Genomic DNA, 13,865 nt, shown 5'->3' on the forward strand with positions numbered 1-13,865 from the left:
CGTTCTGCTCCTTGTTCTTCGCCTTGGCCCGTTTTATCCGGATCGGGCAGCCGCGCAAGGGCGGTGCCGGTCACGACCGGTTACGGGCAGAAACAGGGACCAGACATGGGCACGGTGATCTTCGACCTCGACGGCACGCTGGCGGACACCAGCGGCGATCTTCTGGCGGCGGCGAACGCCTGCTTCCGCGGGATGGGCGCGGGCGACCTGCTGACCGCCGACGACGCGCCGGTGGCGCTGAACGGCGGCCGGGCGATGTTGCGGCTGGGGATGCAGCGGCTGGGGCGGGCCGGGGACGAGGGCGAGATCGACCGCCAGTACCCGCTCCTCCTAGGATATTACGAAGACGCCATCGACACCCACACCCATGTCTTCCCCGGCGCGATGGAGGCGATCGGCGACCTCGTCGGCGGCGGCTACCGGATGGGCATCTGCACCAACAAGCCCGAGCGGCTGGCGCAGATCCTGCTGACCCGGCTGGGCGTGCGCGACGCCTTCGCCTCGCTCGTCGGGGCCGACACGCTGACGGTGAAGAAGCCCGACCCCGAACCGCTGCGCGAGGCGGTGCGCCGCGCCGGTGGCGACCCGGCGCGCGCCTGCCTGATCGGCGACAGCCGGACCGACCGGGAAACCGCGCGGGCGGCCGGTGTGCCCTCGGTCCTCGTGACCTTCGGGCCGTCGGGACCCAATACGCCAGCGCTGGAACCCGAGGCGCTGATCGGCCATTTCGACGAGCTGCCCGAGGTCGTCCGCCGCGTCGTGCCGCTGGCTTGACCGCCGGGCCGGGCGCGGTGAGGATCGACCGGATGGAACGCTTCACCGGCAATTTTACCCAGCAGGAACCGATCCCCGAGGATGCGATTGCAGCCGCGGTCGAGGTCATGCGCGGCGGTCGCCTGCATCGCTATAACACTCAGGGCGACGATCCGGGCGAGGTTGCGCTGCTGGAGCAGGAATTCGCCGCCGCCATGGAGGCGAAATACGCGCTGGCGGTCGCCTCGGGCGGCTATGCGCTGGCCTGCGCGCTGCGCGCCTGCGGGGTGAAACCGGGCGACCGGGTGCTGACCAATGCTTTCACGCTGGCACCGGTGCCGGGGGCCATCGCCTCGGTCGGGGCGGTGCCGGTCTTCGTCGGCGTGACCGAGGCGCTGGTGATCGACCTCGACGACCTTGCGGCCAAGTCCGACCAGGCGGACGTCTTGCTCTTGTCGCACATGCGCGGGCATCTGTGCGACATGGACGCACTGATGGCGATCTGCGACGCGTGCGGCGTGACGGTGATCGAGGACTGCGCCCACACCATGGGCGCGCGCTGGAACGGTGTTCTCTCGGGGCGGCACGGGGTGATGGGCTGCTACTCGACTCAGACCTACAAGCACCTGAACTCGGGCGAGGGCGGGCTGCTGGTCACCGACGACGCCGAGGTGATGGCCCGCGCGGTCATGCTCTCCGGCAGCTACATGCTCTACGGCCGCCACCTCGCCGCGCCCGGGCCCGAGGTGTTCGAGGACGTGAAGTACGACACGCCCAACGTCTCGGGCCGGATGGACAACCTCAGGGCGGCGATCCTGCGCCCGCAGCTGGCGCGGCTCGACCACCAATGCGCCGCCTGGACCGACCGCTACCGCGTGGTTGAGGCCGGTCTGCGCGACACCCCCGGCCTGACGGTGATCGACCGCCCGGAGGCCGAGGCGTTCGTCGGCTCCTCGATCCAGGTGCTGCTGCTCGACTGGTCCGATGCCGCCGTGCAGGAGGTCGTCGCCCGCTGTGCCGCCCGAGGGGTGGAACTGAAATGGTTCGGCGGCGCGGAGCCCGCGGGCTTCACCTCGCGCTACGACAGCTGGCGCTACGCGCCCTGCGAACCGATGCCCGCCACCGACCGCGTCCTGAGGGCGATCCTCGACATGCGGCTGCCGCTGACATTCACCCTGGATGACTGTGCCCTGATCGCCCGGATCATCCGGGCCGAGGTCTCGGCGGTGTTCCAGGCCTCGTAACTGGCGCCCGGCCGCACTTCCCGGGGGGCTGTCTGCCCCCGGGCCCCGAGGATACGACACCAGGGGAAGGGGCCGGCGCCCTGCTTTCCCCTGGTTCCGTATCCCGGGGGAGTCGCCGCCAGGCGGCGGGGGCAGCGCCCCCTCCACGGCGGCCACGGGCGGTGCCGTCACTCCGGCAGGACCGCGTCCGTTCCGTAGAGCGGCACCGTCGACATCGACAGCTTGGCGGAGCCGTCCGTCAGCTCGGCCGCATGCGCGAGGTAGATCAGTGTCTGGTTCGCCTTGTCGTAGATCCGTTTCACCCGCAGCGACTTGAGGATGATCGACCGCGAGGTCTTGAACACGTCCTCGCCGTCCTCGTCCATGTCGATGTCGCCGATCTCGATCGGACCGGTCTGGCGGCAGGAGATCGAGGCGTTCGAGGGGTCCTCGAACCAGTTGCCCTTGGACAGCCGGTCGATCAGCCCGCGTTCGAAATAGGCGATGTGACAGGTCACGCCCTTCACCTCGGGGTCGGGGATCGCCTCGATGATGATGTCGTTGCCCACCCAGTCGACGCCGACCTCCCCGACCTGCTGGGCAGCAACCGGGGAGGCGGCGATGAGGGCCGCGAGAAGCAGCCCCCGCATCAGAAGCGCACCACGCCGTGGTCGCCCATGTCGGGCTTCGCGTCGGTCAGGTTCGCCTTGGCGATCTCGTAGAGGAAGCCCGCGCCGCCGTCGGTCAGCCAGACCTCGGCCGTCGAGGGTGTGAATTTCACCAGCCGCACGTCGTCGTCCTCCTTGCCGTCCTCGAACCAGGCGCTGGCCACGGGGGACCAGAGTTCGTCCAGCTTCTCGCGGTCGTCCTCGACGGTCAAGCGGCCATCGACCCTGGCATAGACCTTGGCCCCGGCCTCGGCGACGACGTAGTGCACCGCCTTGCCGTCGACCGCCGCCTTGTGCGCATCGGTGCCGTCGGCGGTGATGAACCAGAAGACGCCGCGTTCGGGGTCGGTGTAATGCGACATCGGGACCACCCGGTCGGCATCGGTGTGCAGCATCCCGGCGCGGACGTCGTCCATCCGGTCCCAGAAGGTATCTTTCTGCTCGTGTGTCAGGTCTTTCATGACGCGCTCCTTGGCGTGGTTGGGTCCCGTTGGCGGTTCCTTGCGGAACGCGGGCCGCGGCCGGATGTTCCCGCGCTTGACCCAACTCGGCCCTTGTGCCAGTTACGTGAACAACTGTTCATTTACGCCGAGGGGAGGAGGCGCCGATGTTCAATGGCTCCATGCAGTTCGATCTGGGCGAGGACGTGAATGCGCTGCGCGAGGCGGTGCATCGCTGGGCGCAAGAGCGGCTGAAGCCGATGGCGGCCTCGATCGACGCGAAAAACGAATTCCCGCCCGAGCTCTGGCGCGAGATGGGGGACATGGGCCTTCTTGGCCTGACCGTCCCCGAGGAATTCGGCGGCACCGGCATGGGCTACCTCGCCCATGTCATCGCGGTCGAGGAGATCGCGCGGGCCAGCGCCTCGGTCTCGCTCTCCTACGGGGCGCATTCCAACCTCTGCGTGAACCAGATCAAGCTGAACGGCTCGGACGCGCAGAAGGCGAAGTACCTGCCGCGCCTGATCTCGGGCGAACATGTCGGCGCACTGGCGATGAGCGAACCCTCGGCCGGGTCCGACGTGGTGTCGATGAAGCTGCGCGCCGAGAAGCGGAACGACCGCTATGTCCTGAACGGCAACAAGTACTGGATCACCAATGGCCCCGACGCCGACACGCTGGTGGTCTATGCCAAGACAGACCCCGAGGCGGGATCGAAGGGCATCACCGCCTTCCTGATCGAGAAGGAGATGACCGGCTTCTCGACCTCGCCGCATTTCGACAAGCTCGGGATGCGCGGGTCGAACACGGCCGAGCTGATCTTTGACGATTGCGAGGTGCCGTTCGAAAACGTGCTGGGCGAGGAGGGCAAGGGCGTCCGCGTGCTGATGTCGGGCCTCGATTACGAACGCGTCGTGCTGTCGGGCATCGGCACCGGCATCATGGCCGCCTGTCTGGACGAGGTGATGCCCTACATGGTCGAGCGCAAGCAGTTCGGCCAGCCGATCGGGTCCTTCCAGCTGATGCAGGGCAAGATCGCGGACATGTACACCAAGCTGAACACCGCGCGGGCCTACGTCTACGAGGTCGCGCGCGCCTGTGACCGGGGCGCGGTAACGCGGCAGGATGCGGCGGCCTGCGTGCTCTACGCGAGCGAGGAGGCGATGGTCGTCGCGCACCAGGCGGTGCAGGCGCTTGGCGGGGCCGGGTATCTCAACGACAATCCCGTCGGCCGCATCTTCCGCGACGCCAAGTTGATGGAAATCGGTGCCGGCACCTCCGAGATCCGGCGCATGCTGATCGGGCGCGAGCTCATGGCACAGATGGGATGACCGATGGAGAGCCTCTTCCGGTCGGCACAGGATGGCGGGATACTGCACGGCCGCTTCGACTGGCTGGTCGAGGTGATCGGCTGGCTGGCGACGGTGATCGATCTCTGCGCCATCCTGATCCTGCTGATCGGGGCGGCACGGTTCATCGCGGGGGTCGCCATGGCCGAGGTCGGGCCCGAGGCCGACCGGCTGGTGCGCACCAACCGGCGGCGTGTCGAACTGGGGCGCTACATCCTTGCGGGGCTGGAGCTTTTCATCGTGTCGGACGTGATCCACACGGCGCTGAGCCTGGCGTTTGCCGACCTGATGTTCCTGTTGCTGCTGGTGGTGATCCGGTCGATCGTGTCCTTCATGCTGGAGCGCGAACTGGCGCACCTCAAGACCGAGCTGGGCGAATGACGGGCGGGGCGCCGGGAGGGCGCGGCTGATGCTGCCACGCGGGAGGAGCTTTGACGAGATCGCGGCCGGGTTCCGCTGGGACCTGCCGGCGCGGCTGAACATGGCGGCGCAGGCCTGTGACGACTGGGCGGCACGGGCGCCGGACCGGGTGGCGGTGATCGACCTGACGGGGCCGCGGACCGAGGTGACATATGGTGCGCTCCGACGGATGGCCGACCGGCTGGCGCTGGCGCTGGTGTCGCGCGGCGTGGTGGCCGGGGACCGGGTCGGCGTGCTGCGCTCGCAGGGCGCCTGGTGCCTGGCGGCGCACCTGGCGGCGTGGAAGATCGGTGCCATTTCCGTTCCTCTCTTCAAGCTCTTCCGCGAAGAAGCTCTGGCGTCGCGCCTGTCCGACAGCGGCGCGCGGGTGGTGGTGAGCGATGCCGAGGGCGCGGGCATGCTGGCCCCCTTTGGCCTCGACGTTCTGGTGCCCGAGACGGCGAACCTGCCCGAGGGGCGTTGTGACACGGCGGCGACCGGGCCCGAGACGCCGGCGATCCTGATCTACACCTCGGGCACCACCGGCAGCCCCAAGGGGGCGCTGCACGGGCACCGGCTGCTGACCGGGCACCTGCCGGGGGTGGAGCTGAGCCATGACCTGCTGGGGCGGCCCGGCGATTGCCTCTGGACCCCGGCGGACTGGGCCTGGATCGGCGGGCTCTTCGACGTGGCGATGCCGGGGCTGGCGCTCGGCGTGCCGGTGGTGGCGGCGCGGATGGCCAAGTTCGAGATCCCGGAATGCCGCAGGATCGTCGCGGAAGGCGCTGTCCGGAATGTGTTTTTCCCGCCAACCGCGCTGAGGATGCTGAAGGCGGCCGATGCCGCGATCCTGGGGCTGCGCAGCGTGGCGAGCGGCGGTGAGCCGCTAGGGTCCGAGATGCTCGACTGGGGCCGCCGGGCGCTTGGCGTGACGATCAACGAGTTCTACGGCCAGACCGAATGCAACATGGTCGTGTCGGCCTGCGCCGCGCTCTACCCGGTGGTGCCGGGGGCGATCGGGCGGCCTGTGCCGGGGCACGAGGTGGCGGTGATCGGCCCGGACGGGCAGGTTGCCGAGGGTGAAGGCGACGTTGCGGTCAGGCGAGGATCGGCCTCCATGCTGCTGGAATACTGGCAGAAACCCGAGGAGACCGCTGCCAAGTTCCGGGGCGACTGGATGCTGACCGGGGACCGGGGGGTGATGGATGACGGCACGCTCCGCTTCGTCGGGCGCGAGGATGACGTGATCACCAGCGCGGGCTACCGGATCGGCCCGGCCGAGATCGAGGATTGCCTGCTCAAGCATCCGGCCGTCGCCACCTGCGGGGTGGTCGGCAAGCCGGACGCGGTCAGGACGGAAATTGTGAAGGGATACGTGGTGTTGCGCGACGGTGTTGCGGCGACGGAGGCGCTGGCGGAGGAACTGATGGCCCATGTCGGCGCGCGGCTGGCCAGCTATTCCCGCCCGCGCGAGATCGCCTTTGTCGAGAGCCTGCCGATGACGGTGACCGGCAAGGTGATCCGAAAGGAACTGAAGGCCCGCGCCACCGCGGAAACGGAAGGTGAGTCCGCATGAAACTGCAATCCAACGTCGTTGCCGGCAGCGAGGATTTCCGCAACAATATCAAGGGCCACCAGGAAGCGATCGACCTGGTGCAGGCCGCGGCAGAGGCCGCGGCGGCGGGCGGTGGCGCCAAGGCGCGCGACCGGCATGTGTCGCGCGGCAAGATGTTGCCGCGCGAGAGGGTGGCCAACCTGCTCGACCCGGGATCGCCCTTCCTCGAGGTCGGGGCCACGGCGGCGCATGGCATGTACGACGACGCGGCACCGGGTGCCGGGATCATCACCGGGATCGGCCGGGTGTCGGGCCGTGACGTGATGGTGGTCTGCAACGATGCCACCGTGAAAGGCGGTACCTATTACCCCGTCACGGTTAAGAAACATCTAAGGGCGCAGGAGATCGCCGAGGAAAACCAACTGCCCTGCGTCTACCTCGTCGACAGTGGCGGCGCGAACCTGCCGAATCAGGACGAGGTCTTCCCGGACCGCGACCATTTTGGCCGCATCTTCTACAACCAGGCGAACATGTCGGCCAAGGGCATCGCGCAGATCGCCGTGGTCATGGGGTCCTGCACGGCGGGCGGGGCCTATGTTCCGGCGATGTCGGACGTGACGATCATCGTGAAGGAGCAGGGCACCATCTTCCTGGCCGGGCCGCCGCTGGTGAAGGCCGCGACCGGCGAAGTCGTTTCGGCAGAGGACCTTGGCGGCGGCGACGTGCACACGCGGCTGTCCGGCGTCGCGGACTACCTGGCCGAGGATGACGGCCACGCGCTGGCCCTGGCGCGGCGCGCGGTGGCCGGCCTGGGCGCGGTGGACGGGGCCCGCATGCGGTTCGAGACGCCCGAGCCGCCAGCCTACGATCCCGAGGAAATCCTGGGCGTCGTGCCCACCGACCTGCGCACGCCCTACGACATCCGCGAGGTGATCGCGCGGGTCGTCGATGGCTCGCGCTTTGACGAGTTCAAGGCGCGGTTCGGCGACACGCTGGTCTGCGGTTTTGCCCATGTCGAGGGGATGCCGGTCGGGATCATCGGCAACAACGGCGTGCTGTTTTCCGAGGCCGCGCAGAAGGGGGCGCATTTCGTCGAGCTGTGTTCGCAGCGCCGGGTGCCGCTGGTGTTCCTGCAGAACATCACCGGCTTCATGGTCGGCCGGAAATACGAGAACGAGGGCATTGCCCGGCACGGCGCCAAGATGGTGACGGCGGTGGCGACGACGGCGGTCCCCAAGATCACCATGGTGGTGGGCGGGTCATTTGGCGCCGGGAATTACGGCATGGCCGGAAGGGCTTACCAGCCGCGCTTCATGTGGTCCTGGCCGATTTCGCGGATTTCCGTGATGGGCGGACCGCAGGCGGCGGGGGTCTTGGCGACAGTGAAACGCGACGCGATCGAGCGCGCCGGAGGCAGCTGGTCGGCGGAGGAGGAGGCGGCGTTCAAGCAGCCGACGATCGATATGTTCGAGCGGCAGTCGCATCCGCTTTATGCCTCGGCCCGGCTGTGGGACGACGGGATTGTCGATCCGCGGAAAACTCGGGATGTTCTGTCACTTAGCCTGCGCGCTTCGCTCAACCGGCCGATCGGGGAGACGCGCTTCGGCGTGTTCCGGATGTGATGAATCCAACGTCGGTATCACGTCGGTATTGCGTCGGTATCACGTCGGTGCCTGCGCGCGGAGGGGCAAGATGATCGAAACCCGGTTCACGCGGGCCTTCGGGCTCGACCATCCCGTCGCCAGCGCCCCGATGGCGCGGGTCGCGGGGGGCGGCTGGCGGCGGCGGTCACGGCGGGCGGCGGCCTGGGCTTCATCGGCGGCGGCTACTGCGACGCGGGCTGGATCGAGGACGAGATGGAGGCGGCGGGCAACACGTCCGTCGGCATGGGATTCATCACCTGGAAGCTGGATCAGACGCCGGGATTGCTTGACCGGGTGCTGGAGCGGAAGCCGCGCGCGGTGTTCCTGTCCTTCGGCGATCCGGTGCCGTACGGCGCGCGGATCCGGGATGCGGGATCGACCCTTTTTGCGCAGGTCCAGACGCTCGCGGATGCAGAACGCGCGGTCGAGGCCGGGGCGCAGGTGATCGTCGCGCAGGGGACCGAGGCGGGTGGCCACGGGGCGCGGCGGGCGACGATGACGCTGGTGCCCGAGGTGGCCGACCACCTTTCAAACCGCGCGCCTGAGACGCTTCTTCTGGCCGCTGGCGGGATCGCCGATGGCCGGGCGCTGGCGGCGGCGCTGATTCTGGGGGCGGACGGCGTGCTCTGCGGCACGCGGTTCTGGGCCAGCCGCGAGGCGCTGGTGCCCGAAGCGCAGATGCGCGTGGCGCTGGCGGCGCACGGAGACGCCACCGTACGGGGCAAGGTGATCGACGTGGCGCGCGGGCTGATGGACTGGCCGGGGCGGTTCGACCTGCGCACCATGCGCAACCGTTTCGTGGACGACTGGACCGGGCGGGTCGAGGCGCTGGCCGACGACGACGCGGCGCGCGCGAATTGGCTGGCGGCGGCCGAGGCGGGCGATCCCGACATGGCGCCGCCGATCGTGGGCGAGGCCATCGGCGTGATCCGTGACGCGCCGGGTGCGGCGGAGATCCTCGCGCAGATGAGCGCGGAGGCCGAAGGCCTGTTGCAGGGAGGATGGCGGCGATGATCCGGGTCTGGCAGGGCGACATCACCACGCTCGACGTCTGCGCCATCGTGAACGCGGCGAACCGGACGCTTTTGGGCGGCGGCGGCGTCGACGGGGCGATCCACCGGGCGGCGGGGCCGGGCCTGCTGGAGGAATGCCGCGCCCTCGATGGCTGCGACACCGGCAGCGCCAAGATCACCGGCGGTCACGGGCTGAAGGCCAAGCATGTGATCCACGCGGTCGGGCCTGTCTGGCACGGCGGCGGGCAGGGCGAGGCGGCGCTGCTGGCGGGCTGCTACCGCGCGGCGATGGACCTCGCGGACCAGGCAGGCTGCGACAGCATCGCGTTTCCCGCGATCTCGACCGGGGTCTACGGCTACCCGGCCGAGGCGGCCGCCGCGGTGGCGGTAGACACGTTGGGCGACTGGCTGGCGGGCCGGGACGGATGGGAGATCACGCTGGTCGCGTTCGACGCGGGCACGGCGGAGATCCTCGAAAAGGCATTGGAGGAATGATGTTCGACACGATCCTGATCGCGAACCGGGGCGAGATCGCCTGTCGCGTGATCCGCACCGCGCGGGCCATGGGGCTGCGCACGGTCGCGGTCTATTCCGATGCGGACGCGGGCGCGATGCATGTGCAGATGGCCGACACGGCGGTGCATATCGGCGGCGCGGCGCCGTCGGAAAGCTACCTGCGGGGCGAGGCGATCATCGAGGCCTGCCGGGCGACCGGGGCGCAGGCGATCCATCCCGGCTATGGCTTCCTGTCCGAGAACCCGGATTTCGTGGACGCGGTGGAGGCGGCGGGGCTGACCTTTGTCGGGCCGAGCGCCAAGGCGATCCGGGCCATGGGGCTGAAGGACGCGGCCAAGGCGCTGATGGAGAAAGCCGGCGTGCCGGTGGTGCCGGGCTATCACGGCGCGGACCAGTCGGACGCGGTGCTGACCCGGGCGGCCGACGAAATCGGATACCCGGTCCTGATCAAGGCCGTGGCGGGCGGCGGCGGCAAGGGGATGCGGCTGGTCGAGGACGCAGAGGAGTTTGCCGAGGCGCTCGCCAGCGCCCGGGGGAGGCGAAGACCGCCTTCGGCAACCCCGACGTGCTGATCGAGAAGTTCGTCACCAACCCGCGCCATATCGAGGTGCAGGTCTTTGGCGACGGCGAGACGGCGGTGCACCTGTTCGAGCGGGACTGTTCGCTGCAGCGCCGGCATCAGAAGGTGATCGAGGAAGCGCCCGCGCCCGGCATGACCGAAGAGATGCGCGCGGCCATGGGGCAGGCGGCGGTGAAGGCGGCCGAGGCGATCGGCTACAAGGGCGCGGGCACGATCGAGTTCATCGTCGACGGCTCCGGGCCGCTGCGCACGGACGGGTTCTGGTTCATGGAGATGAACACGCGGTTGCAGGTGGAACACCCGGTGACCGAGGCGGTGACAGGGGTCGATCTGGTCGAATGGCAGATCCGGGTGGCGGCGGGCGAGCCGATGCCGAAACGGCAGGACGAGCTGACGATCACCGGCCATGCCTTCGAGGCGCGGCTTTACGCCGAGGATGTCGAGAAGGGGTTCCTGCCCGCCACCGGGCGGCTGGCACACCTGTCGTTCCCGAAGGGCGTGCGGGCCGATACCGGGGTGCGGTCGGGCGACGTGATCTCTCCGCATTACGACCCGATGATCTCGAAGGTGATCGTGCACGGGGCGACGCGGGACATTGCGCTGCGGCAGCTGACCCGGTCGCTGCGCGAGACGCAGGTGGCGGGGACGGTGACGAACCTCGCCTTCCTCGCGGCCCTGTCGGAGCACGCGGGCTTCCGCGCGGGGCAGGTCGACACCGGGCTGATCGGGCGGGACATCGACACGCTGGCGGCGGTGGTGCCGGCGACGGCGGCGGAGCGGGCCTGGGCGGCGCTGATCGGGCTGGGCCTGTCCGGCGCGCCGGAGCGGTTCCAGGGCTTCAGCCTCTGGGCGCCGCTGAAACGCAGCATCGCGCTGCGGCACCGGGACGAGGACCATTCGGTCGCGGTCGAGGTGACGAGCCCCGGCATGGCCACGGCGCACGTCGGCGACGACACCGTCGCGGCCCGCTGGCTGGGCGGGCGCTGGACGCTCGACGGGGTCGCCGCACCGGATCACCACGCGGCGGGCGGGCGGATCACGGTCTTTGGCGGCGTGGCGCAGGTCTTTGACGTGGTCGATCCGCTGGCGCGCGCCGCCGAGGCCGGGTCGGGCGACGTGATCGAGGCGCCGATGCCGGGCATGGTCAAGATGATGAATGCCGCACCGGGGCAGGTGGTGACGGCGGGCCAGAAGCTCGCCATCCTGGAAGCGATGAAGATGGAACACGGGCTGACCGCGCCGCGCGACGGCGTCGTGGCCGAGGTGCTGGTCACCGAGGGCACGCAGGTCGAGGCGGGCGCCCCGCTGATCCGGCTGGAACACGAGGAGGAAACGGCATGAGCATGAGACTGCACCACGTACCGATGACGCGGAGTTTCCGCATCCTGTGGCTCTTGCAGGAAATGGGCGAGACGCCCGAGGTCCTGACCTATGCGATCCAGGACGGGTCGCTGCGCGCGCCCGACTACCTCGAACGCTCGCCCGCCGGGCGGGTCCCGGCGCTGGAGGTGGATGGCACGGTCATCTACGAAAGCGGCGCGATCACCGAGTACCTGGTCGAAACGCGGCCCGATCACGGGCTGGGCCGTCTGCCGGGCGATCCCGAGCGGGTGCCGTTCCTCGAGGCCATGCACTATGCCGAGACGCAGGCGCACCTGATCGCCAACCTGAACCTCCAGTGGATCTTCCTCCGCGATCCGTCGCATCGGTCGGACACCGTGGTGAAGATCGAGGCGCGGCGGCTGCAGGCGACGCTTGCGCCTATGGAGGCGCGGCTGGCGGGTCAGGAGTGGTTCCTGGCCTCGGGCTTCTCGGCGGCCGATACGATGATGGGGTGGAACCTTCTGGCGGCGCCGCGCTACGTCCGGTTCGACCAGTTCCCCAACCTGCGCGCCTATGTCGAGCGGATGAAGGCGCGGCCGGCATTCAAGGCGGCGCAGGCGCTGGACGGCGCGCCGAACTTCCACCGCGAGGAATTCTACGCGGTCGGCGAGGCGTGATGGGCGAGGGTGTCGAGATATTCGAAATGGGGCCGCGGGACGGATTGCAGAACGAAAAGCGCGCGATCCCGGTGGCCGAGAAGATCGCGTTGGTCGACTGCCTGAGCCGGGCGGGGTTCACGCATATCGAGACGGCGAGTTTCGTCAGCCCGAAATGGGTGCCGCAGATGGCGGGCAGCGCCGAGGTGCTGGCCGGGATCACCCGCGCGCCGGGCGTGCGCTACACCGCGCTGACGCCGAACCTGCGCGGGGTCGAGGATGCGCTGGCCGCCGGGGCGGACGAGGTGGCGATCTTTGCCTCGGCGTCGGAGGGGTTTTCGCGCGCCAATATCAACTGCTCGATCGCAGAGAGCCTGGAGCGGTTCGCCCCGGTGGCCGAGGCGGCGCGGGCGGCGGGGGTGCCGATGCGGGGCTATGTCTCCTGCGTGACGGATTGCCCCTATGACGGGAAGGTCGCGCCGTCCGAGGTGGCGCGGGTCGCGAAGGCCTTGGCGGCGCTCGGCGCCTACGAGGTGTCGCTGGGCGACACGATCGGGCAGGGCACGCCCGAGAGCATCCGCGCGATGCTGGAGGCGGTTCTGGGCGAACTGCCGGCGGAGCGGCTGGCGGGGCATTACCACGACACCGCGGGCCGGGCGCTGGACAACATAGAGGTGTCGCTGGAGCTGGGGCTGCGGGTTTTCGACGCCGCGGTCGGGGGACTGGGCGGCTGTCCCTACGCACCCGGCGCCAAGGGCAACGTGGCGACCGAGGCGGTGCATGACCGGCTGGTGTCGCTGGGATACGAAACCGGGCTGGACCGCGCGGTGCTGGACGAGGCAGCGGCGATGGCGCGCGCGATGCGGGAGGGATGAGCATGTACGAGACGGTGACGATCGAGCGGGACGACCGCGGGGTGGCATGGCTCTGGCTCGACCGGGGGGACAAGCACAACGCCATGTCGGCGCAGATGATCGGAGAGATCACCGCGGCGGCCAACGCACTGGCGGCGGACGACACGGTGCGGGTCGTGGTGCTGGCGGCGCGGGGCGCGACGTTCTGCGCGGGCGGGGACCTCGGCTGGATGCGCGACCAGTTCGACGCGACGCCCGAGGTGCGCCGGGAAGAGGCCGGGGCGCTGGCCTACATGCTGAAGGCGCTGAACGACCTGCCCAAGCCGCTGATCGGGCGGTTGCAGGGCAATGCCTTTGGCGGCGGGGTCGGCATGGCGGCGGTCTGCGACATCGCGATCGGGGCCGACACGCTGACGATGGCGCTGACCGAGACGCGGCTGGGGCTGATCCCTGCGACCATCGGGCCCTACGTCGTGGCCCGGATGGGCGAGGGCCGGGCGCGGCGGGTGTTCTTCACCGGCCGCCGGTTCGGCGCGGCCGAGGCGGTGGAGCTGGGGCTCCTGTCCCGCGCGGTGCCGTCGGAGGAACTGGACGCCGCGGTGGAGGCCGAGATCATCCCGGCGCTCGACTGCGCGCCCGGGGCGGTGGCGCGGGCCAAGGCGCTGGTCGCATACCTCGGGCCGCGTGTCGGGGCGGCCGAGATCGATCATTCGGTGGGCGAGCTGGTCGCCTGCTGGGAAGGTGACGAGGCGCGCGAGGGGATCGGCGGGTTCTTCGAGAAGCGCAAGCCGGGCTGGCAGGCGTAGCGGCGGGGGCGCGGTCGCGCGTGAGGTGACGGCCGGTCGGCGGGGGTCTACCCCGCCGCGCACCGGCGGTCATGGTCCGGCCGGGCG

Annotated in this window: 13 protein-coding genes and 1 pseudogene; 12 read left to right on the forward strand and 2 right to left on the reverse strand. The window is 69.8% G+C overall.

What is annotated here, in order from left to right; genetic code table 11:
- Positions 1–105: 105 nt before the first annotated feature.
- Both ACE2AC_RS02260 and ACE2AC_RS02265 read left to right on the forward strand, forming a co-directional pair.
- A complete protein-coding gene (locus ACE2AC_RS02260) occupies positions 106–774 on the forward strand; it encodes an HAD-IA family hydrolase (protein WP_375690509.1) in 669 nt (222 codons plus the stop codon).
- 32 nt (positions 775–806) lie between these two features.
- Positions 807–1,997 carry a DegT/DnrJ/EryC1/StrS family aminotransferase gene (locus tag ACE2AC_RS02265; RefSeq protein ID WP_375690510.1) on the forward strand — a complete coding sequence of 397 codons (1,191 nt, stop codon included), beginning with the start codon at positions 807–809 and terminating at the stop codon, positions 1,995–1,997.
- A gap of 167 nt (positions 1,998–2,164) precedes the next feature.
- Here ACE2AC_RS02265 and ACE2AC_RS02270 read toward each other — a convergent pair whose 3' ends face one another.
- On the reverse strand, positions 2,165–2,626 hold the full coding sequence (locus ACE2AC_RS02270) for a CreA family protein (protein WP_375690511.1): 462 nt from the start codon (positions 2,624–2,626) through the stop codon (positions 2,165–2,167).
- Positions 2,626–3,105: a pyridoxamine 5'-phosphate oxidase family protein gene (locus ACE2AC_RS02275; RefSeq protein WP_375690512.1), complete on the reverse strand. Its 480-nt coding sequence runs from the start codon at positions 3,103–3,105 to the stop codon at positions 2,626–2,628. Before ACE2AC_RS02275 ends, ACE2AC_RS02270 begins: the two co-directional genes overlap by 1 nt.
- A 146-nt stretch (positions 3,106–3,251) precedes the next feature.
- On the opposite strand from ACE2AC_RS02275, the gene ACE2AC_RS02280 reads away from it, so the two are divergent.
- The 10 genes and pseudogenes from ACE2AC_RS02280 to ACE2AC_RS02325 all read left to right on the forward strand — a co-directional run bounded on the left by ACE2AC_RS02280 (position 3,252) and on the right by ACE2AC_RS02325 (position 13,778).
- A complete protein-coding gene (locus ACE2AC_RS02280; protein ID WP_375690513.1) occupies positions 3,252–4,415 on the forward strand; it encodes an isovaleryl-CoA dehydrogenase in 1,164 nt (387 codons plus the stop codon).
- Between the two features lie 3 nt (positions 4,416–4,418).
- Entirely contained in the window at positions 4,419–4,814 is a 396-nt protein-coding gene (locus ACE2AC_RS02285) for a DUF1622 domain-containing protein (protein ID WP_375690514.1), read from the forward strand.
- A 28-nt stretch (positions 4,815–4,842) separates the two neighbouring features.
- Entirely contained in the window at positions 4,843–6,408 is a 1,566-nt protein-coding gene (locus ACE2AC_RS02290; RefSeq protein WP_375690515.1) for an AMP-binding protein, read from the forward strand.
- Positions 6,405–8,009, forward strand: coding sequence for a carboxyl transferase domain-containing protein (locus ACE2AC_RS02295; RefSeq protein WP_375690516.1), 1,605 nt, complete (start codon positions 6,405–6,407; stop codon positions 8,007–8,009). The genes ACE2AC_RS02290 and ACE2AC_RS02295 overlap by 4 nt, the downstream gene beginning before the upstream one ends.
- A 264-nt stretch (positions 8,010–8,273) precedes the next feature.
- Positions 8,274–9,044 carry an NAD(P)H-dependent flavin oxidoreductase gene (locus ACE2AC_RS02300; protein ID WP_375690517.1) on the forward strand — a complete coding sequence of 257 codons (771 nt, stop codon included), beginning with the start codon at positions 8,274–8,276 and terminating at the stop codon, positions 9,042–9,044.
- A complete protein-coding gene (locus tag ACE2AC_RS02305; protein ID WP_375690518.1) occupies positions 9,041–9,538 on the forward strand; it encodes an O-acetyl-ADP-ribose deacetylase in 498 nt (165 codons plus the stop codon). The genes ACE2AC_RS02300 and ACE2AC_RS02305 overlap by 4 nt, the downstream gene beginning before the upstream one ends.
- Positions 9,538–11,480: pseudogene (locus ACE2AC_RS02310) on the forward strand (acetyl/propionyl/methylcrotonyl-CoA carboxylase subunit alpha). Before ACE2AC_RS02305 ends, ACE2AC_RS02310 begins: the two are co-directional and overlap by 1 nt.
- Positions 11,477–12,139 (forward strand): glutathione S-transferase family protein, encoded by a 663-nt coding sequence (locus ACE2AC_RS02315; protein ID WP_375690519.1) that lies wholly within the window; start codon positions 11,477–11,479, stop codon positions 12,137–12,139. The pseudogene ACE2AC_RS02310 and the gene ACE2AC_RS02315 overlap by 4 nt, the downstream one beginning before the upstream one ends.
- A complete protein-coding gene (locus ACE2AC_RS02320; protein WP_375690520.1) occupies positions 12,139–12,993 on the forward strand; it encodes a hydroxymethylglutaryl-CoA lyase in 855 nt (284 codons plus the stop codon). Before ACE2AC_RS02315 ends, ACE2AC_RS02320 begins: the two co-directional genes overlap by 1 nt.
- A gap of 2 nt (positions 12,994–12,995) precedes the next feature.
- Entirely contained in the window at positions 12,996–13,778 is a 783-nt protein-coding gene (locus ACE2AC_RS02325; protein WP_375690521.1) for a crotonase/enoyl-CoA hydratase family protein, read from the forward strand.
- The last annotated feature ends 87 nt before the right edge of the window (positions 13,779–13,865 follow it).

It is taken from the genome of Pseudooceanicola sp. LIPI14-2-Ac024 (genome assembly GCF_042188925.1).
Taxonomy (GTDB): Bacteria; Pseudomonadota; Alphaproteobacteria; order Rhodobacterales; family Rhodobacteraceae; genus Pseudooceanicola.